At 41.0% G+C, this 26560-nt stretch carries 23 protein-coding genes; 10 read left to right on the top strand and 13 right to left on the bottom strand.

Annotated features, from left to right (window positions below; translation table 11 throughout):
* Positions 1-111: 111 nt before the first annotated feature.
* The 3 genes from gyrB to cobW all read left to right on the top strand — a co-directional run bounded on the left by gyrB (position 112) and on the right by cobW (position 4512).
* Positions 112-2052 (top strand): DNA topoisomerase (ATP-hydrolyzing) subunit B, encoded by a 1941-nt coding sequence (gene gyrB / locus CRI9333_RS00975; RefSeq protein WP_015201339.1) that lies wholly within the window; start codon positions 112-114, stop codon positions 2050-2052.
* A gap of 422 nt (positions 2053-2474) precedes the next feature.
* Complete coding sequence (locus CRI9333_RS00980) at positions 2475-3191, top strand: biliverdin-producing heme oxygenase (protein ID WP_015201340.1); 717 nt, start codon at positions 2475-2477, stop codon at positions 3189-3191.
* Between the two features lie 280 nt (positions 3192-3471).
* A complete protein-coding gene (gene cobW, locus CRI9333_RS00985) occupies positions 3472-4512 on the top strand; it encodes a cobalamin biosynthesis protein CobW (protein WP_015201341.1) in 1041 nt (346 codons plus the stop codon).
* 239 nt (positions 4513-4751) lie between these two features.
* On the opposite strand, the gene aat is transcribed toward cobW, so the two are convergent.
* On the bottom strand, positions 4752-5333 hold the full coding sequence (gene aat, locus CRI9333_RS00990; RefSeq protein ID WP_015201342.1) for a leucyl/phenylalanyl-tRNA--protein transferase: 582 nt from the start codon (positions 5331-5333) through the stop codon (positions 4752-4754).
* A 314-nt stretch (positions 5334-5647) separates the two neighbouring features.
* Here aat and CRI9333_RS00995 point away from each other — a divergent pair, with 314 nt between their 5' ends.
* On the top strand, positions 5648-5977 hold the full coding sequence (locus CRI9333_RS00995) for a hypothetical protein (protein WP_015201343.1): 330 nt from the start codon (positions 5648-5650) through the stop codon (positions 5975-5977).
* 135 nt (positions 5978-6112) lie between these two features.
* On the opposite strand, the gene rpsN is transcribed toward CRI9333_RS00995, so the two are convergent.
* From rpsN to CRI9333_RS01020, 5 genes are all read right to left on the bottom strand, one after another.
* Positions 6113-6415, bottom strand: coding sequence for a 30S ribosomal protein S14 (rpsN, locus tag CRI9333_RS01000; protein WP_015201344.1), 303 nt, complete (start codon positions 6413-6415; stop codon positions 6113-6115).
* 8 nt (positions 6416-6423) lie between these two features.
* Entirely contained in the window at positions 6424-7182 is a 759-nt protein-coding gene (nth, locus tag CRI9333_RS01005; RefSeq protein WP_015201345.1) for an endonuclease III, read from the bottom strand.
* Positions 7183-7307: 125 nt separating this feature from the next.
* Positions 7308-8399: an RIP metalloprotease RseP gene (gene rseP, locus CRI9333_RS01010; RefSeq protein WP_015201346.1), complete on the bottom strand. Its 1092-nt coding sequence runs from the start codon at positions 8397-8399 to the stop codon at positions 7308-7310.
* 426 nt (positions 8400-8825) lie between these two features.
* Positions 8826-10112 (bottom strand): serine--tRNA ligase, encoded by a 1287-nt coding sequence (serS, locus tag CRI9333_RS01015; RefSeq protein ID WP_015201347.1) that lies wholly within the window; start codon positions 10110-10112, stop codon positions 8826-8828.
* A gap of 145 nt (positions 10113-10257) precedes the next feature.
* Positions 10258-10824, bottom strand: a complete 567-nt coding sequence (locus CRI9333_RS01020; protein WP_015201348.1) for a DUF3611 family protein — start codon at positions 10822-10824, stop codon at positions 10258-10260.
* A 454-nt stretch (positions 10825-11278) separates the two neighbouring features.
* Here CRI9333_RS01020 and CRI9333_RS01025 point away from each other — a divergent pair, with 454 nt between their 5' ends.
* Positions 11279-11638 carry a PadR family transcriptional regulator gene (locus tag CRI9333_RS01025; RefSeq protein ID WP_015201349.1) on the top strand — a complete coding sequence of 120 codons (360 nt, stop codon included), beginning with the start codon at positions 11279-11281 and terminating at the stop codon, positions 11636-11638.
* A gap of 417 nt (positions 11639-12055) precedes the next feature.
* Positions 12056-12595, top strand: a complete 540-nt coding sequence (locus CRI9333_RS01030) for a cofactor assembly of complex C subunit B (protein ID WP_015201350.1) — start codon at positions 12056-12058, stop codon at positions 12593-12595.
* Positions 12596-12846: 251 nt separating this feature from the next.
* Here the strand turns inward: CRI9333_RS01030 and CRI9333_RS01035 are convergent, their stop codons facing one another.
* Positions 12847-13158: a DUF3155 domain-containing protein gene (locus CRI9333_RS01035; RefSeq protein WP_015201351.1), complete on the bottom strand. Its 312-nt coding sequence runs from the start codon at positions 13156-13158 to the stop codon at positions 12847-12849.
* Between the two features lie 261 nt (positions 13159-13419).
* Here CRI9333_RS01035 and CRI9333_RS01040 point away from each other — a divergent pair, with 261 nt between their 5' ends.
* Positions 13420-14820 carry a sensor histidine kinase gene (locus CRI9333_RS01040; RefSeq protein WP_015201352.1) on the top strand — a complete coding sequence of 467 codons (1401 nt, stop codon included), beginning with the start codon at positions 13420-13422 and terminating at the stop codon, positions 14818-14820.
* Between the two features lie 8 nt (positions 14821-14828).
* Here the strand turns inward: CRI9333_RS01040 and CRI9333_RS01045 are convergent, their stop codons facing one another.
* The 4 genes from CRI9333_RS01045 to CRI9333_RS24560 form a co-directional block, all read right to left on the bottom strand.
* Entirely contained in the window at positions 14829-16103 is a 1275-nt protein-coding gene (locus CRI9333_RS01045; RefSeq protein WP_015201353.1) for an S-layer homology domain-containing protein, read from the bottom strand.
* A 378-nt stretch (positions 16104-16481) separates the two neighbouring features.
* Positions 16482-16904 carry a tellurite resistance TerB family protein gene (locus tag CRI9333_RS01050; RefSeq protein WP_015201354.1) on the bottom strand — a complete coding sequence of 141 codons (423 nt, stop codon included), beginning with the start codon at positions 16902-16904 and terminating at the stop codon, positions 16482-16484.
* Positions 16905-16919: 15 nt separating this feature from the next.
* The gene (rsmB, locus tag CRI9333_RS01055; protein WP_015201355.1) at positions 16920-18362 is read right to left on the bottom strand and encodes a 16S rRNA (cytosine(967)-C(5))-methyltransferase RsmB; all 1443 of its coding nucleotides are present in this window, start codon (positions 18360-18362) and stop codon (positions 16920-16922) included.
* Positions 18363-18731: 369 nt separating this feature from the next.
* Entirely contained in the window at positions 18732-19643 is a 912-nt protein-coding gene (locus tag CRI9333_RS24560; protein WP_157462218.1) for a hypothetical protein, read from the bottom strand.
* A 167-nt stretch (positions 19644-19810) separates the two neighbouring features.
* Between CRI9333_RS24560 and CRI9333_RS01065 the strand changes: the two genes are divergently transcribed.
* Together CRI9333_RS01065 and CRI9333_RS01070 are read left to right on the top strand one after the other, a co-directional pair.
* On the top strand, positions 19811-20104 hold the full coding sequence (locus CRI9333_RS01065) for a helix-turn-helix domain-containing protein (RefSeq protein ID WP_015201356.1): 294 nt from the start codon (positions 19811-19813) through the stop codon (positions 20102-20104).
* 156 nt (positions 20105-20260) lie between these two features.
* Positions 20261-21466: a Coenzyme F420 hydrogenase/dehydrogenase, beta subunit C-terminal domain gene (locus CRI9333_RS01070; protein ID WP_015201357.1), complete on the top strand. Its 1206-nt coding sequence runs from the start codon at positions 20261-20263 to the stop codon at positions 21464-21466.
* 1 nt (position 21467) lies between these two features.
* Here CRI9333_RS01070 and CRI9333_RS24565 read toward each other — a convergent pair whose 3' ends face one another.
* Positions 21468-24806, bottom strand: a complete 3339-nt coding sequence (locus tag CRI9333_RS24565; protein ID WP_015201358.1) for a response regulator — start codon at positions 24804-24806, stop codon at positions 21468-21470.
* 317 nt (positions 24807-25123) lie between these two features.
* Here CRI9333_RS24565 and CRI9333_RS26350 point away from each other — a divergent pair, with 317 nt between their 5' ends.
* A complete protein-coding gene (locus tag CRI9333_RS26350; RefSeq protein ID WP_015201359.1) occupies positions 25124-25285 on the top strand; it encodes a hypothetical protein in 162 nt (53 codons plus the stop codon).
* A 13-nt stretch (positions 25286-25298) separates the two neighbouring features.
* Here CRI9333_RS26350 and CRI9333_RS01080 read toward each other — a convergent pair whose 3' ends face one another.
* Positions 25299-26528 (bottom strand): methionine gamma-lyase family protein, encoded by a 1230-nt coding sequence (locus CRI9333_RS01080; RefSeq protein ID WP_015201360.1) that lies wholly within the window; start codon positions 26526-26528, stop codon positions 25299-25301.
* Positions 26529-26560: the final 32 nt, after the last annotated feature.

Raw genomic sequence — 26560 nt, forward strand, 5'->3', positions numbered from 1 at the left:
CCTGAAAGCGCCCTCAAACCGCCTATAACCCTTTTATGCTACAATTTTGATTAGATTTGCCTTAAATTACGTCTTAGTGGGCTTTATAGTCATTATTGGAGCTATCTTTTTATGACCAGCAGTTACAGCGCTGATCAAATCCAAGTTTTAGAAGGTCTTGAAGCTGTCCGCAAAAGACCAGGGATGTATATTGGCACTACCGGGCCACGAGGACTCCACCATCTAGTTTACGAAGTTGTAGACAACTCCATTGATGAGGCGCTGGCTGGACACTGTACTCATATTGAAGTTCAGATCAATGCTGATGGTTCTGTTAGTGTAACAGATGACGGTCGCGGTATCCCTACAGACATCCATTCCCGTACCGGAAAATCTGCTTTAGAAACAGTAATGACCATCCTTCATGCTGGAGGAAAATTTGGTGGCGGTGGTTATAAAGTTTCTGGAGGACTACACGGTGTAGGTATTTCTGTTGTTAATGCTTTATCTGAATGGGTAGAAGTTACTGTTTGGCGGGATAAGAAAGAACACAATCAACGTTTTGAACGTGGTATCCCTATAGGAGAACTGAAAGCCCAACCTATTAAAGAAAATCGCACCGGAACTTCTATTTGCTTCAAACCGGATACAGAAATATTCACTGTAAGCATAGAGTTTGATTACACAACTATATCCGGTAGATTGCGGGAGTTGGCTTACTTAAATGCTGGTGTAAAAATTACTTTTAGCGATCAGCGTATCCACTTACTCAAAAACAACGAACCGAAGGTAGAAACCTATTGCTATGAAGGTGGTATTCGTGAATATATCACCTACATGAATACTGAAAAGCAACCCCTGCATGAGGAAGTAATTTATATTCAGGGTGAACGCAATAATGTGCAAGTAGAAGTGGCGTTGCAGTGGTGTGTTGATGCTTATAGTGATAATTTACTCGGTTTTGCCAATAATATTCGTACCATTGACGGCGGTACACACCTAGAAGGGTTGAAAGCGGTATTGACGCGCACTATGAATACTACTGCCCGCAAGCGTAATAAGCTCAAAGAGGCAGATTCCAATCTTGGTGGTGAAAATATTCGGGAAGGTTTGACGGGTGTTATTTCTGTTAAAGTTCCTGACCCAGAATTTGAAGGACAAACAAAAACTAAACTAGGCAATACGGAAGTTAGGGGAATTGTTGATTCTTTAGTAGGAGAAATTTTTACAGAGTATTTAGATTTTCATCCTAATGTAGCTGATGCTATTTTAGAAAAAGCAATTCAAGCATTTAATGCTGCTGAAGCTGCTAGACGTGCGAGAGAATTAGTCCGCAGAAAATCGGTTTTAGAGTCTTCACCTTTACCTGGAAAATTAGCAGATTGTAGTACAAAAGATCCCACCGAATCAGAAATATATATCGTGGAAGGGGATTCCGCCGGAGGCAGTGCCAAACAAGGAAGAGATCGGCGTTTTCAAGCTATTCTACCTTTGCGAGGTAAAATTCTCAATATTGAGAAAACTGATGATGCCAAAATCTACAAAAACACAGAAATTCAAGCTTTAATTACTGCACTAGGATTAGGCGTAAAAGGTGAAGAATTTGATTCAACTCAATTACGATATCACCGGATCGTAATTATGACTGATGCTGACGTAGATGGGGCGCACATCCGCACGTTGTTGTTAACATTCTTCTATCGTTATCAACGAGCATTAGTTGATGAAGGCTACATTTATATTGCTTGTCCTCCGCTTTATAAGGTGGAAAGAGGTCGCAATCATTACTATTGTTATAGTGAGCGCGAACTCACTAAATTGACAACCACCGAGTTTCCTAGTAATGCAAATTACACCATCCAACGCTTCAAAGGGTTAGGTGAAATGATGCCAACCCAACTATGGGATACCACGATGAACCCAGAAAGTCGCACCCTTAAGCGAGTAGAAATTGAAGATGCTGCGGAGGCGGATCGGATCTTTACCGTATTGATGGGCGATCGCGTTGCACCTCGACGCGAGTTTATCGAAACCTACGGTTCCCGTTTAAATCTGGTGGATCTCGATATCTAAATTTTTTAGATAGGGGAAATTTCAAAAAATGGTTGCAGAATACGGTTAGGCTAAAAAACTAACCGTATTTTCTTAAGCTGAGAGAGAAAATAGCGATCGCATTCTCACTGCACTGAGGGAAAAAATCTTTTTTTGGGAGTTGAGGATTTAAATTAACCGCAGATAAACGCAGATAAACGCGGATAAAATCCAAGATTTATCCAATTTATGGAACAGATCTACTGATTGCCAGCAAAAGCGCAACGCTTTATTGCTTACCTTACTCTCAAGACTCTGATTGAGACATGATTGTGCTGTTGCTGGCTCGGCTTGTTAGAAATCTTAATGAAAATTCTCAGCAAATCGTTTTAATCTTACGGATTAGTGGCTATTGATATTTTTGACCATCCAGCAGCGTTAACCTTAAAAATAGGAAATTTAGCATGAGTAGTAATTTAGCAACCAAATTGCGTGAAGGAACTAAAAAAGCCCACACAATGGCGGAAAATGTTGGATTTGTCAAGTGTTTTTTAAAAGGAGTTGTAGAAAAAAACTCTTACCGCAAACTCGTAGCCAATCTCTACTTTGTTTACTCTGCAATGGAAGAAGAGATGGAACGCCACAAGCAACATCCCATTATCTCCAAGGTGACTTTCCCTGAACTTAACCGCAAAGCCAGTTTAGAAGAAGATTTATATTTCTACTACGGCACCAACTGGCGCGAACAAGTCGCTCCTTCCGCAGCAGGTCAAGCTTATTTAAATCGTATTCGAGAAGTATCTAACACAGCGCCAGAATTGTTAGTTGGTCACTTCTATACCCGCTACCTGGGTGATTTATCAGGTGGTCAAATCCTCAAAGGTATTGCTCAACGCGCAATGAATCTAGCTGATGGCAATGGCACTGCCTTCTACGAATTTGACAGTATTCCTGATGAAAAAGCTTTCAAAGTAAAATATCGTCAGGCAATGGATGAGCTACCCATTGATGAAGCTACAGCCGATAGAATTGTAAATGAAGCTAATGATGCTTTCGGTATGAACATGAAGATGTTCAACGAGCTAGAAGGTAATTTAATTAAGGCAATTGGACAAATGCTGTTCAACACCTTGACACGCAAGCGTACTCGCGGCGCTACAGAATTGGCAACTGCTGAATAGTTTAAATCTACTTGCGATCGCCTGATAACTTCTTTACCATATTCCCTGACTTCTAACAATCCTGAAAGCTAGGTGTTGGTGTCCGCATCATCATCCAGCATTCAGGATTGTTTAGCAATTAACAATTATTAATGGCTCCGCGAATGAAGTAGTGCTGGCATTTTTTAATTGAGCAATGATAATTAATATTTGATGGGTCAGCCCTAAAAAAATGGGCAGTAAGGAAAAACGTTAATTTATTAACTGATAATTGTTTATTGTTAATTGTTTATTGATTATTATGGCTGCAAAACTTCCCGTTACCGTCATCACTGGCTTTTTAGGTAGTGGAAAAACAACACTAATTCGTCATTTACTGCAAAATAACCAAGGACGCAGAATTGCGGTTGTGGTTAATGAATTTGGTGAACTCGGCATTGATGGTGAACTGCTGCGTTCCTGTGGAGTATGTCCAGAAGATGCTGATGCCAACAGCAATATTGTGGAATTAACCAATGGCTGCTTGTGCTGCACAGTGCAGGAAGAATTTTTGCCCACTATGCAAGAACTGTTGAAGCGTCGAGACTCCCTAGATTGCATTGTGATAGAAACTTCTGGGTTAGCATTGCCTAAACCACTCGTAAAGGCTTTCCGATGGCCAGAAATACGCAATGCTGCCACAGTTGATGCTGTAATTACAGTAGTAGACTGTGAAGCCGTAGCAGCAGGAACTTTTGCCAGCAATCCAGAGGCGGTAGAGGAAGAACGCAAGGCAGACCCGAATCTGGAACACGAAACACCACTACAAGAACTCTTTGAAGACCAACTAGCTTGTGCTGACTTGGTAATACTGAATAAAACTGATTTAGTCGATGCCCAGCAGCAAGCTGAAGTTGTGGATTTAATTAAAAAAGAACTGTCTAGAACCGTAAAAATTGTGCAAAGTGATGGGGGAAAATTAAGTCCAGATATTTTGATGGGATTCCAAGCGGCAGTAGAAGATAATTTAGAGTCCCGTCCTAGCCATCACGACACCGAAGAAGACCACGACCACGACCACGAGATTAACTCAACACACTTGATTTTAGACCAAGCTTTTGACCCAGATAAGCTGAAACAGCAGTTGGAAGCTTTAGTACAACAGCAGGAAATTTATCGTATTAAAGGGTTTGTGGCAGTTCCTAATAAAGCTATGCGACTGGTATTGCAGGGAGTCGGAAATCGGTTTGAGCAATTTTATGACCGCCCTTGGCAACCAGAAGAACCCCGACAAACTCAGCTAGTTTTCATCGGTCGTGCGCTAGATTCGGCTCAAATTCAATCGCAGCTATCTCTTAACTAATTTTACTCTCGCTCTTAAGTGTCACTGCGATCGCAGTGACACAAAAATTTTTTCAGCTTTCTGTCTGCCTGCTATTTCGTTCTTGTCCATATATAGCAACTGCCAAAGCATTTAGAACAGGAAATTTTATAATTAATACTAATTAATATTTGAACCCGCTTATTAATATTTTTACTTTAATTACTATAATTAAGCATTAAAAGATTTGGAGTTGCTAATACTTAAAGTTGTTTCTCAGTTTAATCAACATCTAAAGAACAACGGCGCTGCAATGCTTGTTCCAGCAGTATTTGATATTCTGAATCCTCAACGATATAAGCACCAAATCGCTCCAAGTGGGGGTTATTCATTTGGGCATCGAAAAGGATGAATCCGCGATCGCGCAGCCTTTCTACTAACTTTACCATAGCTACTTTTGAGCCTTCTGGAATCCTGTAAAACATTGATTCACCAATAAAAGCCCCACCAATAACAATTCCTAAAACTCCACCTGCTAACTGATCACCTTGCCAAGTTTCAAAGCTATACGCCAAGCCGCTTTCATAGAGCATCAAATAAATATTTTCTAACTCTGGAGAAATCCAAGTAGTTTCCCTATTCGCACAGCCAGCAACCACAGCCTTAAAATCGCGGTTAACGGCAACAGTAAACTTCTCTTGATTAATCGCACGCTGCAACGACTTTGGGTAACGAAACCTTTCATCTAAAGGAATTAGCGCCCGTTGGCGGCTTGAATACCAACCAACTTTTCCAGTATCATCAGCCATCAAAAAATAGCCTTGGGCATATCCCTCGATTAGCCCAGGAATGTTATATTCCATGAATCTGCTGAATAAAAAAACTTTTAACTACTTGATTTTTTAAATTGCTCATAGTTTAAAAATAGCTGCTAGTAATAAAAGATTAGAAATTAAATTAACTTAAATTAATATGATTTAAGAGTTAATAAGAGCGAAAATAAAATATATGCTGCAATTAAAACTCTTATCCGCTTTATGGGATTGGGAAAATATTACCTCAAACCCTGTTTTGAGTTAGTGTGAAAGCAGTTAAACAGTGCCGTTTTTTGGCAAAATGAGAATGCCAGATAAGATATTAACAGCTTAACGCTCCCAGCTTTCGCGCTTTTGCTAATATGCCTGAACCAATACCATCAATTACACTACCACCACCAGAAGATCCACAACAGGAAGGCGTATGGCTGCAAACTTCCTTGCAGCAATGGCTTGATCAAGAATTTATTCCAGAAGCTATTAATCAGCAGATTGCACAGCGTGCATCTCAAATCTTTGTGCGTCAGAGGATGGAAGGAGAAAACGATTTGGGGTCGTTGGTAATTGCCATCGTGACTGAAATGCAAAGTTTTAACTTTAGAGAAAGCTTTTTTAGCGAGTTTGCGATCGCTAATGCTGTGAGCGATTTACTCTTAGATAGTCTGGGAATTGACCGTTGCTGTGGTAGCTAACACCTTGGCAGTCAGCAGTCAGCAGTCAGCATCAACCATAGTAGGTAAATTTTTTAGTTGTTATTGTACTTAGTGCAATCAACAACTAGCTGATAGCTGATAGCTGTAGCCCACAGGATAAACTGATAGTTAAAACTACCAGCTAGACTTGACAACCCCAGGTAACAAACCTTGGTGCGCCCATTCGCGCATTACGTTACGAGATAGCCCAAAGTCACGATAAACGCCTCTAGGACGACCTGTAACCCAGCAGCGATTCCGCAGACGGGTAGGCGCACTGTTACGAGGAAGTTGTTGGATTAGGCGGTGAATAGCCACCTTCTGCTGTTGAGAAGGAGCATTTTGAAAATCTTCAAGCAAAGCTGCCCGCTTGTCTGCATACTGATCAACGAGCTTTTGGCGCTTCTTCTCGCGCTCAATCATGCTCTTTTTAGCCATAAATTCTGTTAGTTCCCATCGTTGAAGACACCGTTTTTTATTGTATCGGATATATCTGATATAGAGTTGCTAGGTTCGAGGGAAAAACCTTCATTTAAAACATCTGGTGCTGGAATGATATATGCAGAAGGACATAAATCAGCTAGTACACAGCGATCGCACTCTGGTTTTCTGGCTTTACAAACTGCCCGACCGTGATATACCAATCGGATAGACCAGTTTTCCCAATCTTCCTGGGTTAGCAGTGGCATTAAGTCCCGTTCAACACGGATGGGGTCTGTTTGCTCGGTTAAGCCTAATCGGTAGCTCAAACGCTTAACGTGGGTGTCTACTGTCACGCCCATATTGATGCCATAGGCATGACCAAGCACCACATTAGCTGTTTTTCGCGCCACCCCTGGTAATTCCAGCAATAGTTCCATCCGTTTTGGCACTATCCCACCATATTTTTCCACCAAGAGGCGGCAAGCAGCTTGAATATTTTTAGCTTTATTGCGATAAAAGCCTGTAGAGCGAACTAAGCTTTGTAGCTCTTCTAAATTCGCATCAGCTAAGGCAGCCGCGTCAGGAAACCGTAGAAACAAAGCAGGTGTTACCAGATTTACCCGCTCATCTGTACATTGAGCAGAAAGAATAGTTGCCACCAGTAGTTGTACTGGCGTTTCGTAGTTGAGAGTACAGGTTGCTTCTGGATAAAGTCGCTTTAGGCGAATCAAAATCTCTAAAGCACGCTGTTTTTTATTTGACAGCTTTCGTGTAATACTCATGTGCGATCGCTCACTACCAAGAGTGAGCGTTTAGATATTAAAACAACAGACTTCAGACATCAGAATCAATAGTCTAACTTGCTAAAAGTTTTTATTCCGACTCCTGAATTCTGACTCCTGACTCCTTACCTAAATAACTGCTGTATCCCTTCCAAATTGGCAGTATCTTTCACAATCAAAAATATCCCCAACCCTAGCAACAGCATTAAACCAGTCTGCATAACGCCGTCTTGGATTTTGGTTGGTAAGGGTTTACCCTGAATAGCTTCAATCAGCAGAAATGCCAATTGACCACCATCAAGAGCAGGTAATGGCAGAATATTGATAATTGCCAGGTTAACGCTGATCAAAGCCGCAAATTGAAACAAACTTGCTGCATCATTTTTTGCAATATTCGCCCCAATTTCTACAATTTTCACTGGACCAGCAATTTGATCTGCTGTTTCCCCAAAGTTACTAACTAATTGACCTAATCCTTGAGCCGTCAATACTGTAATTCGTTGAAACTCTTCTGCGCCAGTGGTAAACGCTTGCACGATACCGCCTACAGGCTTGCGTACCACCTTACCATTAGGAGACAGCCGGACACCAATTTGACCTTTACCATCCTTTCCTAGTTCTGGTGTCACCTTGAGATTAACAATTTGATCGCCTCGTTTGAGATCTAGTGCTAGAGACTCATTAGGATGTGTTTGAATTTCCTGCATCAGCAGAGTAATGCCTGCTTGGGATTCACCTAATTGCTTACCTTCAACTGCCAAAACAATGTCACCAGGTTTAATTCCTGCTTTGGTTGCTGCTGAACTAATATCTGAAGCAACTTCTGGAACTAAAACCCCTGGTTGATAGTTAAAGTCTTGAACACCTACAAAACCAATCTGAGTTACTAGCAGGAAGTAAGCAAAGATTAAGTTAGCAATCACGCCAGCACTAATGACGATCGCTCTGTCCAAAATAGGTCGATTGCGTAACAAATTGGGATCATTTGGGGGAATTGTGCTGTCGGGATCATCATCGGGGAAACCAACAAACCCACCTAAAGGAAATGCTCTAATGGCATACTCAGTTTCGGAACCTTGGTATTTCAACAAAACTGGTCCAAAACCAACTGAGAAGCGATTAGCATAAATTCCTTGTAAACGAGCCGCCAAAAAATGACCTAGCTCGTGTACCACAATCAAAACTGCTAAGACTGCGATCGCTGCCAAAACTGACATAAAAGTACAACTGTTGTTACATACCTCTTCATTCTAAGCTTTCAGCCTTCAGCTATCAGCGTTCAGCTATAGCAACCGTATCTATCCGTCAGGGCATGAGATTTATTGCTTCGGATCGCAAGGCGGTTTTTTTATCGCAGATATCAGCAGATGGACGCAGATTACGCAGATGTTAACCACAATTTGCCCTAACCGCCTTGGCTGTTGTTATAGCAGCTAAACCTTAAAATAACTACTCCCTTCCCACTAAAAGATTACTGCTCGTATTCTTCTTCTTCCTTAGCGTCCTTTGCGTCTTGGCGGTTATAAAAATAGGTATTCTTTATACGGGAAGGGAGTATAAAACAGAAAATATCCCCCTCTCCATCAACGGGGAGGGGGCTAGGAGTGGGGTTTTGCACTTCTGTTGAGCTACTTATTTGACGGCTAAACTAATACTTTTTTACCCATATAAGGCTGTAACGCCTCTGGTATCATAACTGTCCCACCTGGCTGCTGATAATTCTCTAAAATCGCTGCCATCGTGCGACCTACAGCCAAACCTGAGCCGTTTAAAGTGTGAACAAATTGAGTACCTTTTTTCCCTGCTTCTTTAAAGCGAATGTTGCCACGTCTAGCTTGAAAATCTCTAAAGTTAGAGCAGCTAGAAATCTCGCGGTATTTACCAGCAGAAGGCAACCACACTTCTAAGTCGTAACACTTAGCTGCACCAAAACCCAAGTCACCAGTACAAAGTTCTATTACTCGGTAAGGTAACTTTAATAGCTGCAAAATTGCCTCAGCATTTTTTACTAAGGATTCATGCTCTTGTTCAGAAGTACGAGGATCAACCAATTTTACTAATTCAATTTTATTAAATTGGTGTAGTCGGATTAATCCTCGCGTATCTCTTCCATAACTACCAGCTTCCCGACGGAAACAGGGAGTATACGCACAGTGATGTATCGGCAACTGTTCTGCTGAAAGAATTTCATCTCGATAAAGATTAGTCACAGGCACTTCAGCAGTTGGACTTAGCCACAAGTCATCCTGAGCGCACTTAAAGCTTTCTTCCGCAAATTTAGGTAACTGGTTCGTAGCTGTAAGTGATTGACTGTTAATTAATACTGGTGGCATAACTTCTATGTAACCAGCTTGAATTTGCTGGTCAAGCATAAAGCTAATTAACGCTCTTTCTAGGGCAGCACCAGCACCAATCAGAGCCACAAACCGACTTTGAGCAATTTTTGTTGCTCGCTCAAAGTTTAAAATCCCTAATTGTTCGCCAATTTCCCAATGAGGCAGAATTTCTGCATTTTGCAGGATGTACTCATCGCCCCAACGCCTAATTTCAACATTTTCCTCTTCACTCTTACCAATTGGTGTTGATTCGCTAGGTAAGTTGGGAAAAGTTAATAAAAGAGTTTCTATTTGAGCTTTCAGGTCTTTTTCCTGTGGCTCTAGTTCGCTCAGTTGAGCTTTGATTTGGTTGCCTTCATCTTTAAGAGCTTGAATTTCTGGGTCGTCGGGACGGCTACCAGACTTCATTTTTTGTCCGACAAGCTTGCCAATTTCGTTACTGCGGGCTTGTAAGTGCGATCGCCTTACTTCTATTTCCCTTTGCTGTTGGTCTAACTCTATAATTGGGTGAAGATCATATTGACCGACACCACGTTGATTGAGTCGCTCTTGAACGCTTTGGGGATTTTCCCGTATTTGCTTGAGGTCTAGCACCAATTCTTCCCAGTTTTTTTGCCAATAAATTAGAATACACTGCTATATCCATCGCGCGTTAGCGTTGGCGTAGCCTGCGCGTAGCGCATAGCTATCCGAAGGAATCGCACTTAACCCTACAATAATTACCAAACTTGAGTTTGAGTTATTGCTTGCTAATAGTATTTAGCAACCAAATCGAAATCGCAATTCCAGCAAAATGCGCTGTAATTGTATGTGTATTAGCCAAAACTACAAAAATATCTAGCGGTTGAATGATTTTACTTAAAGCTTCAGGATTATAAATCGCCACACCCTGTGCTTGTGACAAAGATTTACCTAGTAAAGTACCCGTGATTGCTTCTGCGCCTAACACACTTAGCAACATCCCCACTAAACTAACAATTAAGCCAAAACGCAATACTTTAATTGTGTCTGCCTTTTTCGGGCGTAGATTAGGGTTAGGATCTTCTAGCTGGCGAGCAATACGAGTGTAGCGGAAAGCTTGATAAACACTGTAATACAGTACCAAAAGACCGCAAACAGCAAAAAATAGACTACCACCAGTACCAGCATTCCTAGCCGCGCCTCCACTGGCAGAAGGAATAGCAAACAAAAAAATCAAACTAGAAACAACACCTAGTACTAACTGCGCCCAGAAGCCGATCCAGCCCGTAATACGCAGGTTGAAAGCAATACGCCTCAGTGCCAAAGGAATAGAAGTATCTGGCATATAAATCTCAAACTATAGAAATTAAATATATCCGCAAACTAATCATTATGGGGAAGTGCGATCGCGTAGCGACTCCGCAGGAGTATCGCGCTTATCTAATAAATGCCGCCAGCAATCCCTCTAACAATTAGTTTGAAGCAACTAGAAAACAAAAACTCACGATCCCTAAAATATTAAGAACTTTTTGATAACTTTAGTCGTCAGTCTCCGTAGACACATAAGGGTAGCGATTAAAAATAAGCCACTGCATAGCATATTGATTAGCTTAATGACAACACTATTAAGTTTTGTACTTATATAGTTCTAAAGGGAAAATCTTTAAACATCAAGACTTTCCGTCGTGAAATACACCAAATTGGGCAGTCCAACCTATAATTCAGTGTCTAAAATTGAGGGTATCATCACCTTTGCCGTGAGCTAGTGTTTTTGGCTGGTATATTTAGTGGGTTAGCAAATGAAATTTGAAGATATTTATCAGTTTTTTAGCAATCCTCCTCCCTTTTACCTTAACCAGGAACTAGCAGTATGTTATGTCCTGGCTGTCTTATCTGAGGGAGAATCCTATGGTACAGAATTAATCCAGAGATTAGAGAAGGATTATCCAACCTATCGACTCTCTGACACTGTACTATACAGTGCGCTGAAATTCTTGGAAGAAGCAGGAGCAATTACAGGATACTGGAAAAAAGTAGAAGGGCGTGGACGACCCCGCCGGATGTATCAAATCCGGTCGGATTGGCAAAATCGCGCTCAGGAATTGGCTGCTTTTTGGTATAACTACAGAACAAAAAGCCCAAACCTCGTCCACTCCTAAATAGTTGAGGACATCACAACTTTTATGGCTTTACGACCATAAAGCCATAACTGGAGGATTGTTTGTTTCATCCACCACATTCTCCTTCCTCATCTCGCTGTTGCCTTCATCCAGTTCACAATTTGTGATTTCCTACGGTAGCAGTATCCCCAGCGCCTAGAAAATCTCTAGCTATTCTGGCTACCTTTCTGGGTATCGTCTAATAGCTAGGCTATATTTGACACGGCGATCGCTGTGCCAAATATACTGCGCTGGGTATAATTATAATTTCTGTAATGTTGCCAAAATATTAGACCTGTCTTGAAAAGAGGGAGGAAGGAGGAGAGAGCAGAGAGCACAGTTAAAACTAAACGAATATTTATCTGCTTGTTCCTAGTCACCACTCACCAATCCCCAGTCACCAAAACTAGATATTCTGTGAATACAATAGTTCCATCCTCAACATTTTTGTTAACGCTGTTGTTAGCAGTTGGTTTATTTTTCTTTATTAAAGCTTCTGTCAAAGATCGCATACAACAGGTCAAACTTATTTCAGAACAACCTGAAGACTCGCTGTTAACTCAGCTAAAACAATATTTTGACCAACGGGCTTACCAAGTAACGGCTATCGACGCAGCAACCAACCAAGTCACATTTCAAGGCTTTGTGCGACCAAGTTGGTTTTTGGCTATTTTCTTATCTGTCCTAGCCGCCTGTGGTATCCTTTGCTTGTCACTGGTGTTATCTTTTCTCTATCCATCGCTGACTAATGCTTTTTTAGCCCTGGTGCTACTCGCACCTGTAGCGGGAATTTTTTATTGGCAAAAAGCAGGTCGTCCAGAACAGGTATTTCTTAAGGTAGAAACTATTTCTAGTGTAGAAGTACAACCTGAAACAAAAAGTTTGATCACTGTGACTGCCCATCGCGATGAATTGGCAGCTTTGCAACAGACGCTAAATTTGAAGGCTTCCGAATAAATGATTTTGCACCTCAAACAATAAATTTGAGCTACGCAAGATAAATTGAACAAAAATGTCATCCCCTCAAGGGTATAATAAAAATTCTGTTCCTTCCCCTACTTACCCCGATATTTGATCTCAAACCTCCTGAAAAAATAATAATTGGGTAATTTGTTGGTAAAATATTAAGCCCACCCAAAAATTGGCATTTGAGTGGGAATAATATATCAGTCAAGAATTTTGCCAGTTTTACGGTAAAATCTCAGCTATTATTGAACCCCGACTGCTACCTTTTCTACGGTAGAATCGAATATCCGCAAGCTGGGAAACAGAAAATGATTTTCTTCGACGTATTGCGCCCCAAATAGCCCTTTCTCTGCCCAGAAGTACCGATCTGTGGTATGCTCATTCCGCTTTACTAGCAATAAAGCAGGTGGGAGAATACCCTCAGATTGAATAAATTTTCGTGCAGCAGTTACAGGTTTTTCTTCGCCGCTTTCAATACTATATTGAGGCACATGCTCTAGAATCCTACGTCCTTCCTGGCGACGGCGACTTTTACGCTTGCGTCTTCTTGCCAACCTCCCATACCTCCTCTTAAAGATGACAATTGTAATGATAGTTACAAAAGCCGTCGCCAGTATATCCCCTTGGGTTCAAAAAAGCAATTACTTTTTAGGTAGTCATCTAAATCTATTAATCCCATTCCAGATAAGGTTTACAACCTAATCAAGTAGTTGTAGAGAGTTGAAATCTATTAAAAAAAATATAAATTTCGTAATATATGTAAATAAACCCTAATTTGATTTTCAATCAAACTGGTCATTGTTAATGGTTAATTGATGTTAATGCCAGCCAGTTCTGAATTTATCGCAATTTGTCGCTCACAGGTGGTACTGTTAACCCAAAGTTTGGGGGCGGCGTTTAGTGTTGTTTATATAACGGAAGAATTGGTAGAGGGAGTTGAGGCGAAGTTAATTCCTGTAGTAGCATATCCTGAAACGGCTGCGGTGTGGACAAAAGAGCAAGCTAATCAGCAAGAGTATCGCTACGCACTGTTACCTCAACAAACTAACGGTATTGATACAGTTCCTAAGCTCATCTCAGCTACAGGATCTCCGAATAATCAGATTCCTCCAAATATTGCTGATGCAGAAACAGATTTTAACGCAGAAGCGTCGGTGGAAAATTCTTTGATGCCAACGCGGCAACTATTTTTACCTTTGTTACATGAGGGGGTAATGTTAGGGCTGCTAGTTACCAGTAGGGAAGATAGACCCTGGAATCACAGAGAAATAACTCAGATTGAACGCATTGCCCAAACGCTATCACTCTCTTGTATTTTGGATCAGCGTCGGGCATGGTTTGAGCAACGGTTAAGCCAACAGCAGCGACTACAGGCGCAACAACGTAATATCTTAGATGATTTGATTCACCAATTTCGCAATCCTTTAACAGCGTTAAGAACGTTTGGTAAGTTGCTGTTAAAGCGTTTAGGGTCAGGAGATGCTAATCGAGAAGTAGCTAATAGTATTGTGCGGGAGAGCGATCGCTTGCAGGAGATGCTGCAACAATTTGATAGCTGTTTAGATTTGACTCAAGTTAACTTAGAACCGCTTAATCTGAAACCAGCATTGATGCCAACTCCTGATTCCTTGGCATCTGATTCATCCTCGTTACTTGCTACAAGTTCACTACAGTTAGAATCTTGTTCTGTACAGGAAGTATTAGAACCGCTATTAGTTTCTGCTAGTGCGATCGCACAAGAACGTAATCTTAATTTAATTACAGAAATTCCGCCAAAATTACCTCATGTCCAAGTTAATCCCCAAGCCTTACGTGAAGTTTTAAGTAATTTACTAGACAATGCTTTGAAATATACTCCTGCTGGGGGACGTATTGATGTCAAAGCAACCATGCCAATACAGCAAACTGGGGGTAATTTTGGTGTTGGCAATTATCAAGCAATTGCTATTAGTGACACTGGTTATGGTATTCCACCAGCAGATTTAGAGCATATCTTTGAACGACATTATCGGGGTGTACAAGCACAAACAGGAATTCCTGGGACAGGTTTGGGTCTGGCTATAGCTAAAGAATTGGTAGAAAGAATGAATGGTGATATTGAAGTAATTAGTCCAGCTGAACCTCGCTGGACTGTTGGTGGTTCTTCGCTACCACCAAATTCAAGCGTCTCAGCAGTAGGAACAACGGTTGTAGTTTTGTTAGCAATAAGTAACTAATTCAAGTTCTATCTAGCGTTAACTACTAAGTCCTGAGTTAGTTGCAGATTTAAATCAGTATTAGGCTCAACCACAACTAAATCAACTCTGTCTCGACCTAAAAACAGTCCTAGTAAAGTACCAATACCAGCACCGCCTAAAACTTCTCCTGTGTTAATTGTGCGATCGCCAGTTACGCCTGTAATCGCAGCAGCAGCACCAGCACCTAAAGCGGCATTTCTGATTAGAGTGCCAACATTTGCCCCTTTTGTAACTGTTTGTGTTTTAGTGATTGCGCTAGAAATAGCATTAATAGGCATCTGTGTGCCATCAGGCATAATTAGTGTTTGCGCTACAAATCTCACACCACCTTCTCCTGGTTGTAATTGTCCTGCCACTTGGCTTTCTGCTGGAATCAGCACTCTGCCTTCGCGTGTAGTAATATTTGCTGCTACCTTCAGTGTTAGTGGCACACTTTCATTAGGAGTCAGCAGAATTCTTTCTTTGTCGTAGTTCGTAGGAATGTTAGTTCCAGATGAAATTCTGTAATTAGTTGGTACTGATGGGGTAGTTGGTGTGGGATTTGGTGTGGAATTTTGCGAGACAATGTAAGGTGAAGTAATTGCTTGTGCTTGCCCAGAGTTAACCAAAGCTTGATAAATAAACGCAGCAACTTCTGCTCTAGTAGCAGTTTGTCTTGGATTTAACAAACTGACATTAGGATAGCTGACTACCAAACCTTTTTCTGCTGCAACAGCAATGCTATTACGAGCGTAGTTACTAACATCTGTAGCGTCAGTAAATAAATTGAGACTATTGCTTGTTGAACCGCTTGCAGTAAGATTTAGCCCATTTGCTAAGGATACTAAAACTTGCTCACGGGGGATATTTTGATTAGGTCTGAAAACGTTACCAGGATAACCTGTGAGAAAACCCATCTCATAGGCATCGCGAATTGCTCCTGTTGCCCAATAGTTTGATGGTACATCTACAAAATTTACAGCAGTACGAATATTAGACTGCTGAAATGCTTTGCTAATCATCGCTGCAAATTGTGCGCGTGTTACTGGAGTTTCTGGTCTAAAAGTACCATCAGTAAATCCAGCAATTATATTACGGGCAGCTAGTGCTTGAATAAAATCGTTAGCCCAGTAGTTAGATGGAACATCAGAAAAACTTGTGCTTTGTGCAAAAGCGGGTGTGGGTAATAGTAACGGTGCGACTATTGGTGTTACTGTACCTGTTGTTAATCCCAAAGAAATTAATAAAGCTGTTGCTGATTTCCAACGATTTAAATTAGACATTTAAGGTGTTGTCCTAAAATTTATTGCTCTTAACTAAATAGACATTAAACTGCATTAAAGGTTCCTCTTTCTCTATCAATAGCTGTAATTGTATCTTTGGCTGCTAAATTGATTAAAGAAGAAGTTGGCAATTTTATCTATGTGTATAATATAGCAGTTTTTCAGACGTGAAGTTGCTTGAAATAGTTGCCTGCTGCAAAAAATTATTCCGCCTAGCTTAACTATAGCTATACAAATAAAGGCTGCCTACGCAGCCTAAATACAACCAGCCTCAACCTTCGGTACGCTATGCAAATACGGGTTTAGTCTGATCTATTTAGGAATTAATTTTAGGTAATTTAGCCGGACTTTCCCCTGAAGTACCAAAACTATTAAAATCTAAGCTTGTTTATCAACCCACCTGTGATAGAGTTTCTGGATTGTTTTTAAAACAGCACTATGATGTGATTTGGGGTTAGTTGTGGCAGGATCTAACAGTTGTAATCGAGTTAATAGTTTCGCTTCTTCGTTAGCAACATCCCCATCGCTATAAATTAAGGCACTTAATTTTTCAATAAGACCCTGATAATCTTCTTGACTGGGATGATCTCCTAAATACTCTCGCACCCAGTTGTAGCATTGCTCTGAATGCACAGGTACAAGTTCATTTAATATTGGCTGAATATCGGGATCTTCAGAAATCCCATTTTCTTTAGCGATTTTCTGAAGATACTGCCGTTCTTCTGGCTGAACTTTACCATCTATCCAAGCAGCACCAATCAGAATTTTAACCAGCAGTTTGATATTAGGATTAGATACCATCGTTCTAACAAATAATTAGGTGTACGGGATATCAGAACTATTAACAGTTTGTTTCAACCGTACCATAAAGAAACCATCCATCTGATGGCGGTGGGGCAAAACTTTTATCCACCCTTCTGGAGCGGCGAAGTTAGCTAAGGGTGAGTTGGTTAATGGGGGATCAATTTGCCAGTTAGAGTGGGTGTCTAGAAAGGCTTGAATGATGTCTTCATTCTCTGGTGAATGGACGGTGCAGGTGGCATAAACTAAAATGCCTCCAGGCTTGACCCAAGTAGCTGCATGATCTAATAGTTGTGCTTGTAGGGTAGAAAGTTCCCTGACTGTTTCTGGTGTTTGTCGCCAACGGGCATCAGCGCGTCGGTTAAGGGTTCCAAGTCCTGAACATGGGGCATCTAGTAAGGCGCGATCGCACTTATTAGTAAACTGCGGTAAGTCGCGACTATCGCCTGTACAGATTTGGATTGATTTTAAGTTGAGGCGTTGGGCATTTTCTTTAAGTTTTTTCAGGCGCGATGGAGTGCGATCGCATCCCCATACTTTACCGACATCTCCCATTAATTCGGCAATATGGGTGGTTTTTCCTCCAGGGGCAGCACAAGCATCAATTACAACTTCCCCTGGTTGAGGATCTAGCAAATAACTTACCAGTTGGGCGCTACTATCTTGTATAGTCCACCAACCTTCTGTAAAACCAGGTAATTCTTGAATTGCACCTATTTTCCCTGACAACCTTAAAGCTTGTGGTACTGAAATTTTGTCCTCTTGGTTGGAAACCTCACTCTCTGCCCCTTCTTCGTTGACAGAGAGGGGGTTTTTGAAATTGATTCTGTTAACAGTAACATCCGCAGACTGCATCTCAGCTTCTACTTCTTCTATTGATGTCCGCAGGATGTTTACCCGTAAATCAATACTGGGAGTTTGGTTCATCGCTGCACATAGCTGTTCTGTTTCCGCAAAACCAAGTTGTGCTAACCAAGCTTCTATTATCCAGTTGGGAAAGCTGTAGAAAATTCCTAGACGTTCAACAGGGTTTTCTGGCAGTTGGAGGGGGTCGCCGAGTTCTTCCTTTAGGCGGATGTATTGGCGCAGGATGCCGTTAACAACACCTGTGAGTGCTGAAAAGCTATTTGTTTTAGCGAGTTCTACTGTGGAATTAACTGCGGTGGCGGCTGAAATGTTGTCCAGATAACGTAATTGGTATAAACCCAGGTGCAGAATGGTACGCAAATCGGGGTTTTGCTGGTTGGCTTTCTTTTTACCGAGTTGATCGAGTAGGGCATCGAGCGATCGCAGTCTTCGCACACTACCATAAACTAATTCTGTAACTAGGTTGCGATCGCTACGGCTCAGAGTAGCCTTATGCAATGCCCTATCTATGGCAACATCAGCATAAGCGCCTTTGTGGACATCGCGCAAAGCCAGATATGCTAATTGGCGGGGATTTTGTTTATCAGTCAACTTTCACCGTTTTTATCTAGTTTTGCAAAAACTTCTTGGGCTGCAAACATAGCATTGATTGCGCTCGGAAATCCAGTATAAACTGCCAGATGAATAAAAATATATTTTAATTAATTTCGTACTAATCTACTTTTATGGCTGAATATCAAATTTTTGTAGTTGACAAAATTCTTGATAAGCCTGATTAATCGTTTGCATTGCAGTTTTAGCATTTTCAGAACGATTAACATTATGCTAATTACAGCTTAAATTAAATAACGGGGCGATCGCCCCGTCAGATTACTTACATTAAGTTCGTCTTCAGAAGTCAATTAAAGAAAACATTTGACAGCTAGAATCGAATAAGTGGAATAAATTTAACTAATCTCATCAAGGGGATGGCTGAGTACAGAATTCTTTGACAAACCCATCAAACTTTTGAGCAGTAAATTCCATTGTTTTATAACCTCCCCAAGTGACTGCACCTGTACCACCGACTAATAAGGCAGTCATTACCAACGGTCCACCAACAAAAGATGTAACTACCGCCGTTGCGGCTGCACCTGTTGCACTACTTCCTAACAATCCCGCAACAGATGTTGTTAAACCCCCTAAACCTAGTTGTGAAATAGCTGATGCTATTCCAGCATAGCCTGATAATGCCCCTGCTCCCGCTACTGATGCGGAATTAACCGCTTGCAAAATTGTGAAGGTTGAAGCTGCCCCTTTTTGTAAGGAATTCCATTGAGAATTGTCAATTCCGTTTACATGGTCCGAGTAGATACTACATAATTGTGCAGGTGTAGTATCAAGATAATTTTGTGCATGAACGACTACGGTTTTGTTGGTATTGCCAATGATCTTGCCAACCTGTTGAGAGAGAACATTATCAGTTAAACCTTTTTGAAGTTGTTGTATGTCAATTTTAGAGACAATCTGCTGAACTTCGCCAGAAAAAGATTGTTTAAGTTGTTGGAAGTTAATTTTAAATACGGTCTGTTTGAATACAGCTTCTTGAACTTGTTGCCAATCAACATTAGAAACAGATTTTTGAACTTGTTGCCAATCAACATTAGGAACAGCTTGTTGAACTTGTCGCCAATCAACATTAGGAACAGCTTGTTGAACTTGTCGCCAATCAACATTAGGAACAGATTTTTGAACTTGTCGCCAATCAACATTAGGAACAGCTTGTTGAACTTGTCGCTCTACCTCACCCAGAATTGTAAGCGGGTTAGCTGATACAGGTTTAGGAACAGCCAGAATCATGTTAACTGTGAACAGAAGCACAATCAACGACATAGAGATGAGCTTTTTGAACTGCTTAAACATCAATAAAAATTTTAGAGACTGTTGCTAACTACACTAATCAGTAGCTCTGGGCTATAAATCAGTAAAATCACTGAATTATGCTTGCTAGATCATGTTGAATTTAGCAAAAGAACGTAAAGAAAAACTAGAGGTTGACCATGAACAGTAGTCCTCATATCGGTTCGTCTTTCGACTCATTCTTGGAAGAGGAAGGTACACTTGCTGATATGGAAACAATAGCTCTTAAACGGGCGATCGCTTGGCAGATTGAACAGGTAATGGCAGAAAAGAAACTAACTAAGACAGCGATGGCGAAACAGATGAAAACAAGTAGGTCATCTTTGGATAGGTTGCTAGATAGGGATAATCCATCTGTGACGCTCGATACAATTGAACGCGCTGCTAAAGTGATTGGTAAGCAAGTGCGCCTTGAGTTGGTTGATGTACCGTAGCGTCCATAGAGATTTTGTTTGATAAACGTCACATCTAAAAAAACTCTGATCTCATTCAAAGCATTTGCTGCTATCTGCAAAGCTTTGTCTGTATTTTGTGTGAAGATCAACCTTAAGCTATCTTTTGTTGTTTCTAGCTAATAAATTACTGTTTATATGACTTCTCTACACTCTCACCAGAAAGCTAAAGCCCTCAAACCCTCCAGCCGTCGCCCTGCAAAAGAACTTTGTAGTGAATGCGGGTTATGTGATACATATTATATTCACTATGTCAAGGAAGCTTGCGCGTTTATCAATCAACAGATAACTGAACTAGAAGAAGAAACTCACGGACGTAGCCGCGATTTAGATAATCCTGATGATTGGTATTTTGGGGTAAATCAAGACATGATGGCGGCGCGGAAAACTGAGCCAATTGAAGGGGCGCAATGGACGGGAATTGTGAGCAGCATCGCCATTGAAATGCTTAATAGTGGCATGGTTGAAGGTGTTGTCTGTGTTCAAAATACTAAAGAAGACCGCTTTCAACCTATGCCTGTAATTGCCCGTACTCCAGAGGAAATTCTCGCAGCAAAGGTAAATAAGCCTACGCTATCGCCTAATCTATCTGTGCTGGAGCAAATCGAGCAATCTGGAATGAAGCGGTTGCTGGTAATTGGGGTAGGTTGTCAAATTCAGGCATTACGCGCAGTAGAAAAAAAATTAGGCTTAGAAAAGCTGTATGTTTTGGGAACGCCTTGTGTAGATAACGTTAATCGTGCTGGTTTGCAGAAGTTTCTAGAAACTACTAGCCGTTCTCCAGAAACGGTAGTACATTACGAGTTTATGCAAGATTTCCGAGTTCATTTTAAACATGAGGATGGCTCGGTGGAGATGGTTCCTTTCTTTGGATTAAAGACAAATCAGCTTAAGGATGTGTTTGCGCCTTCCTGTATGAGTTGTTTTGATTATGTCAACTCGTTAGCAGATTTAGTTGTCGGTTATATGGGTGCGCCGTTTGGGTGGCAGTGGATTGTAGTACGCAATGATACAGGGCAGGAAATGCTGGATTTAGTTAAGGATCAGCTAGAAACTCAGCCTGTAACGTCAAAAGGCGATCGCAAAGAAGCTGTACAACAAAGTATTCCAGCCTACGACAAAGGTGTTACCCTCCCCATGTGGGCAGCAAAACTCATGGGTGTAGTCATCGAAAGAATTGGTCCCAAAGGTTTAGAATATGCCCGTTTTTCGATAGATTCTCACTTTACCCGCAACTATATATATCTCAAGCGTAATCACCCAGAGAAACTAGATGCTCATGTACCAGAGTATGCCAAGCGCATTGTAGGACAGTATAAGTTGCCCGAATCTACTGAGAATTAACCTACCCCTCTGCCTCCTCTGCTTCCTCTGCAAGCGATCGCGCCTGACACTTACTGAGCGCCTGAACCAAATTCTCTAGGCGGATAGGTTTACTCAAGTAGTCATCCATACCCGCCTGGAGACAAAGCTCTTTGTCTCCTTGCATGGCATTCGCTGTCAGCGCGATAATTCTAGGTCGTTCCACAGATTGCCAATTTTGGATAATTCTGCGTGTAGCTTCTATACCATCCATTTCTGGCATCTGCATATCCATCAAAACTACGTCATAAGGTACATGACAGAGAGCTTCTAAAGCTTCACAACCATTGCCAACTACATCGGCACGATAGCCGAGACGCTTTAATAGTTGTATCGCAACCTTTTGGTTAACTACATTGTCTTCAGCTAATAAAATTCTTAGGGGTAAACTTTCAGCGAGTTTTGTCGTAGCTGCGGATGATGTTGGGGGAGGTGCTTTAGTTGTAACTAGCTGGTCACTTAATGCCTGTAGGAAAACATTGTATAACTGCTCTTGTTTAATCGGCTTGCTGAGGAAAGCAGCAAAATTATGTTTAACACCTTGCTCTACTATTCTTGATCTACCTAGAGAAGTTAACATTACTAGCGGTAAATGCTGGAATTGAGGTAGTTTGCGAATTTCGGCAGCAAGCGTTAATCCATCCATTTCTGGCATCTGCATATCTAAAACTGCGATGTCATACTGTTCGCCACGACTGAGGCACTCTAAAGCTTCATTACCTCCAGTAACAGCATTAGAAAGCATTCCCCAAGATTGCGCTTGTAAAGTCAAAATTTTGCGGTTAGTGGCATTGTCATCGACTATTAATAAGCGTTTTCCTGATAAGGTTGTGGCTGTGGGAACATCAAGTATTGATGAACAAGGAATTGATTGAGCTACGATTGTGAAATAAAAAATTGAGCCTTGATTCGGTTGACTTTCAACCCACATCTTGCCGCCCATGATTTGGCTCAAGCGTTGACTGATTACTAGCCCTAGTCCAGTTCCTCCATATTGGCGAGTTGTAGAGGAATCAACCTGTGAGAAAGACTGAAATAACCGATCCATTCGGTTAGCGGGAATGCCAATACCCGTATCTTTGACAGCAAATTTAATTTCGTAAGTATCTGAACAGTTATGTTGAACTTCACCCGGAATTTGCTTTGCTGTTACTGAAAGTACTACTTCTCCTACTTCTGTAAATTTGATCGCGTTACTGAGCAAGTTAACTAATATTTGGCGTAGTCTAGTAATGTCTCCTAAAATTGTTTGGGGCGTGTTTGAATCAATTAAATATGCTAATTCTAATCCTTTACTACCAGCTTTGTGAGCGACTAAATCTAGAGCTTCTTCAATGCCAATTCGCAGTTCAAAGGGATGCTTTTCTAATTCTAATTTGCCAGAGTCAATTTTAGAGAAATCGAGAATATCATTAATGATTGTAAGTAAGGAATCGCCACTGGTACGGATGGTTTCTACAAAGTCTCGCTGCTGAGGGGTTAAATCAGTTTCTAGTAGCAGTCCAGTCATGCCAATTACCCCATTCATTGGGGTACGAATTTCATGGCTCATAGTGGCTAAAAATTCGGCTTTTGCTTGAGTTGCAGCGATCGCCTGATCGCGAGTGAGTGCTAGTTCCTCTGCTGCTATTTTGCGCTCAATTGTACTACCAACCCATTGCGCCATTAGCTTTAATAGCTCTTTATCTACTGGTTTAAATAATTTTGTGTGTGGTTGAGTACTAGAAAAATTTAGTGTGCCATAAACTTTTCTTGCTACATATATTGGTGTGCCAATATATGATTCCAATTTAAACTTTTGATAACAAGCATGGTTTCCCCATTCACAAGTGGCAGCGTGTTCAAAACTAACTGGTTCTTTACTTTGCAAAATTTCGTGGCAGTAAATTTGCTCTAACTTAAAGACATCTCCAGCACTAATTCCGCTATCTAACGAGTAAGTAGCTACTACTTCAAAAAGATTATTTTCAATATGAGAGATAATACCAATATCTAGGTTTAACCGTTGACACCCCATTTTTAGAAGTTCTTGCAGATGTTCTGCAAAATTCAAATCTTGAGCCGCAATCAACTCAGATAACGCCCGCAATGAAGCTACGCTTTCCCGTAAATCTGCCTCAGCTTGTTTGCGCTCTGTGATATCACTAATCATACCTAAAGCGCCAGTATATTTTCCTGAGTCATCAAAAATTGGATTGGTAGACACCATTGCCCATAATTCTGAACCATTTTTACGGCAAAATTTAAAGTCGTGTTGTTCTTTAATACCTTGCTGACGACGAATTATATTATTTTGAGCGATCGCTAAACCTTCTTCATCCATAAAAGAAAATAGCGGCTTTCCTTGCATTTCTGCTGCACTATAGCCTAGCATTTCGGTCATTTTATTATTAACAAAGCTGGTGTTATTATCAGCATCAATAATCCAGATTCCTTCAGAAGCAGTTTCAATGATTTGACGATAACGATCCTCGCTTACCCTGATAATTTCCTCTGTCTGCTTGCGTTCACTAATATCTCGCAGTACCAGCACACCACCCGTTATTACCCCAGATTCATCTCTTAAAGCTCGTGCGTTTGCACTTAGCCAAATTCCTTCTGGTATCTGAGAGTGAACTAAAAAAACTTCTGATTCATCTACCACTTCACCTCTAATTACTCGCATTAGAGGTAGTTCGCTGAGTTCATAAGGTGTGACTTTATCTGGCTTGAAAAAACTAGATTTTTCTACCCAATCATCCTTAATTGTTTGTGTAAGGCTTAAACTATGAAGTTTTCTGGCGGCGGGGTTGAAAATTAAAAATTTTCCTTGTGTATCAATTGCCATCACACCCTCACCCATGCCATTAAGGATTGATTGCAAAATATTATTTTGATGTTGTAAATCAGCTTGGGAACGCTGTAATTCTTCGGCTCTATCAACTAAAATTGCTTGATATTTTTGGGCTTCTAAGGCTTGGCTTTCAGCTTGCCGTTTAGCTTGACGTAATTTAACAATCAGCCAAATGATTGATAAAGCTTCTACCACAAATAGGGTTAACTCAATAGTTAATTTAATATTTAAGGCTAGGCTATTAGCTGATAAGGCATAGTAAGGAGGTAAAAAGAAATAATAGTTGAGCAAAGCAGCCAGTATGGTAGCTACTACTCCTGACCCCGCACCGCCATAATAAGTACTGAGAATGATACCAGCAAAAAACAACAGATAAGGGCTTTCTACGTTTAGCACACTACGTAATAGCACTTTCACCAGTAACACTAGGGCTACTGTCAATACAGCAACACCATAACTTTTGATTTGTAAGCGCGTTACTTTCCGCATTTACTTTAGTCCTGAAGATCTATTTTTAGGAATTTTTTTTTTAATTAGACGGATACTTTATTTAATATTTTTTTGCAACTGCTGATGAATATTAAAATAATTGTTATTTGCTTTAACAACATTACTTGATGCCAAAGTTGCTTTATTTAATAGTCTAGCAGGAAAATAATTTGCTGAAAAAATATGGGTAGTTTGTATCTAGCAATACATCTGCGCTCAGGATGAGGTTTAAACTTTCTAAGAGTAACTAAGAGAGTTTTAACCGGATTAGCTTAAAAAGTTGTGTATTTAAGAAGCATTGAGTTCCAGCCAGTACAATGAATTTTTTAATTTTCTTACTAGATGCACCAGTTAATTTCTTTTCTCATCCTCTTCACTTTGAATGGACAGAAATGGAGCAAGAAGCTCTAGACATCTCTGACCAGACATCGCAACAGTCTAAATATCTGGAACTAGAACTGATGATGAGACCAGCATAGCTGTTGATTTAAACTATGCTTTACCAACTGCCGCGATCGCAGCTTCTAGAGCAAGAGCTACATGAGTCCAGTGAGTCCCACCCTGACAGAAGACAATATAAGGCTCTCTTAATGGTCCGTCTGCTGAAAACTCAGATGTACTGCCATCAATAAATGTACCGCCAGCCATCACTAACTCACTTTCATATCCCGGCATCTCGGCTGGTATAGGGTCGAGATAGGAACCAACTGGTGAATATTTCTGTACAGAGCGGCAAAATGCCAGTATTTTTTCTTTTGAACCGAGTTTAATCGCTTGAATTACATCCCGACGAGGCGCTGTTGGTAGGGGATTAACCGGGTAGCCTAGCTTGTCAAATACATAAGCAGTAAGGTGATTGCCTTTCATTGCCTCACCTACCATTTGGGGAGCCAAGAATAGTCCTTGAAATAATAAACGATTTTGATCAAAGGTAGCGCCGCCAGAACTGCCAATTCCAGGCGCGGTCAGACGACAAGCAGCAGCTTCTACTAAATCAGCTTTACCTGCTACATAACCACCCGCAGTAACAATAGTGCCACCTGGATTTTTGATCAATGAACCAGCAATCAGGTCAGCACCAACGGCTGGTGGCTCTTTGTCTTCAATAAATTCACCATAACAGTTATCCACAAAGCAAATAGTGTTAGGATTTTGTTTCTTGACTAAATGAACAATTTTTTCAATATCAGCAATTGATAAACTAGCACGCCAAGAATAACCACAGGATCGCTGAATTAAAACTAAACGAGTGCTGTTACCTACTGAATTGCTGAGATGCTGCCAATCTACAGTTCCTTCCTCAGTCAGAGGTAGTTCTCGGTAACTGATGCCAAACTCTTTTAAGGAGCCTTGGTTTTGCCCCCGCAAACCAATAACTTCTTCTAAAGTATCGTAAGGAGCGCCTGCAACTGCTAACATCTCATCGCCTGGACGAAGAACCCCAAATAGGGCAGATGCGATCGCATGAGTTCCAGAGACAAACTGTACTCTTACCGCAGCAGACTCAGCACCCATGATATCAGCAAATACCCGATCCAGAGTTTCTCGTCCTAAATCGTCGTGACCATAACCACTCACACTCGAAAAGTGGTGAACGCCAACACGATGATCGCGAAACGCATTTAATACTCTTTGAAGATTTTGCTTGACCTGAGCGTCAATTCCAGAAAAAATCGGAAAGAGTGCATTTTCTGCCTCTTGCAGAATATCGAAGCTGTTCATTAAACCCTCATGCGCCCTGAATCGGCGCTAAA

Source organism: Crinalium epipsammum PCC 9333 (genome assembly GCF_000317495.1).
Taxonomy (GTDB): domain Bacteria; phylum Cyanobacteriota; class Cyanobacteriia; order Cyanobacteriales; family PCC-9333; genus Crinalium; species Crinalium epipsammum.

Bases quoted from the DNA above. Each gene is read 5' to 3' on its own strand.
- CRI9333_RS01065 (WP_015201356.1), top strand. From the start codon at position 19,811: ATGAACAGTAGTCCTCATATCGGTTCGTCTTTCGACTCATTCTTGGAA.
- CRI9333_RS01080 (WP_015201360.1), bottom strand. From the start codon at position 26,528: ATGAACAGCTTCGATATTCTGCAAGAGGCAGAAAATGCACTCTTTCCG.
- CRI9333_RS01050 (WP_015201354.1), bottom strand. From the start codon at position 16,904: ATGGTATCTAATCCTAATATCAAACTGCTGGTTAAAATTCTGATTGGT.
- rseP (WP_015201346.1), bottom strand. From the start codon at position 8,399: ATGTCAGTTTTGGCAGCGATCGCAGTCTTAGCAGTTTTGATTGTGGTA.
- CRI9333_RS01070 (WP_015201357.1), top strand. From the start codon at position 20,261: ATGACTTCTCTACACTCTCACCAGAAAGCTAAAGCCCTCAAACCCTCC.
- CRI9333_RS24560 (WP_157462218.1), bottom strand. From the start codon at position 19,643: ATGTCGTTGATTGTGCTTCTGTTCACAGTTAACATGATTCTGGCTGTT.
- nth (WP_015201345.1), bottom strand. From the start codon at position 7,182: ATGAGTATTACACGAAAGCTGTCAAATAAAAAACAGCGTGCTTTAGAG.
- rpsN (WP_015201344.1), bottom strand. From the start codon at position 6,415: ATGGCTAAAAAGAGCATGATTGAGCGCGAGAAGAAGCGCCAAAAGCTC.
- CRI9333_RS01025 (WP_015201349.1), top strand. From the start codon at position 11,279: ATGAAATTTGAAGATATTTATCAGTTTTTTAGCAATCCTCCTCCCTTT.
- cobW (WP_015201341.1), top strand. From the start codon at position 3,472: ATGGCTGCAAAACTTCCCGTTACCGTCATCACTGGCTTTTTAGGTAGT.
- CRI9333_RS26350 (WP_015201359.1), top strand. From the start codon at position 25,124: ATGAATTTTTTAATTTTCTTACTAGATGCACCAGTTAATTTCTTTTCT.
- CRI9333_RS00980 (WP_015201340.1), top strand. From the start codon at position 2,475: ATGAGTAGTAATTTAGCAACCAAATTGCGTGAAGGAACTAAAAAAGCC.
- CRI9333_RS01040 (WP_015201352.1), top strand. From the start codon at position 13,420: ATGTTAATGCCAGCCAGTTCTGAATTTATCGCAATTTGTCGCTCACAG.
- CRI9333_RS01020 (WP_015201348.1), bottom strand. From the start codon at position 10,824: ATGCCAGATACTTCTATTCCTTTGGCACTGAGGCGTATTGCTTTCAAC.
- CRI9333_RS24565 (WP_015201358.1), bottom strand. From the start codon at position 24,806: ATGCGGAAAGTAACGCGCTTACAAATCAAAAGTTATGGTGTTGCTGTA.
- CRI9333_RS01045 (WP_015201353.1), bottom strand. From the start codon at position 16,103: ATGTCTAATTTAAATCGTTGGAAATCAGCAACAGCTTTATTAATTTCT.
- CRI9333_RS00995 (WP_015201343.1), top strand. From the start codon at position 5,648: ATGCCTGAACCAATACCATCAATTACACTACCACCACCAGAAGATCCA.
- aat (WP_015201342.1), bottom strand. From the start codon at position 5,333: ATGGAATATAACATTCCTGGGCTAATCGAGGGATATGCCCAAGGCTAT.
- gyrB (WP_015201339.1), top strand. From the start codon at position 112: ATGACCAGCAGTTACAGCGCTGATCAAATCCAAGTTTTAGAAGGTCTT.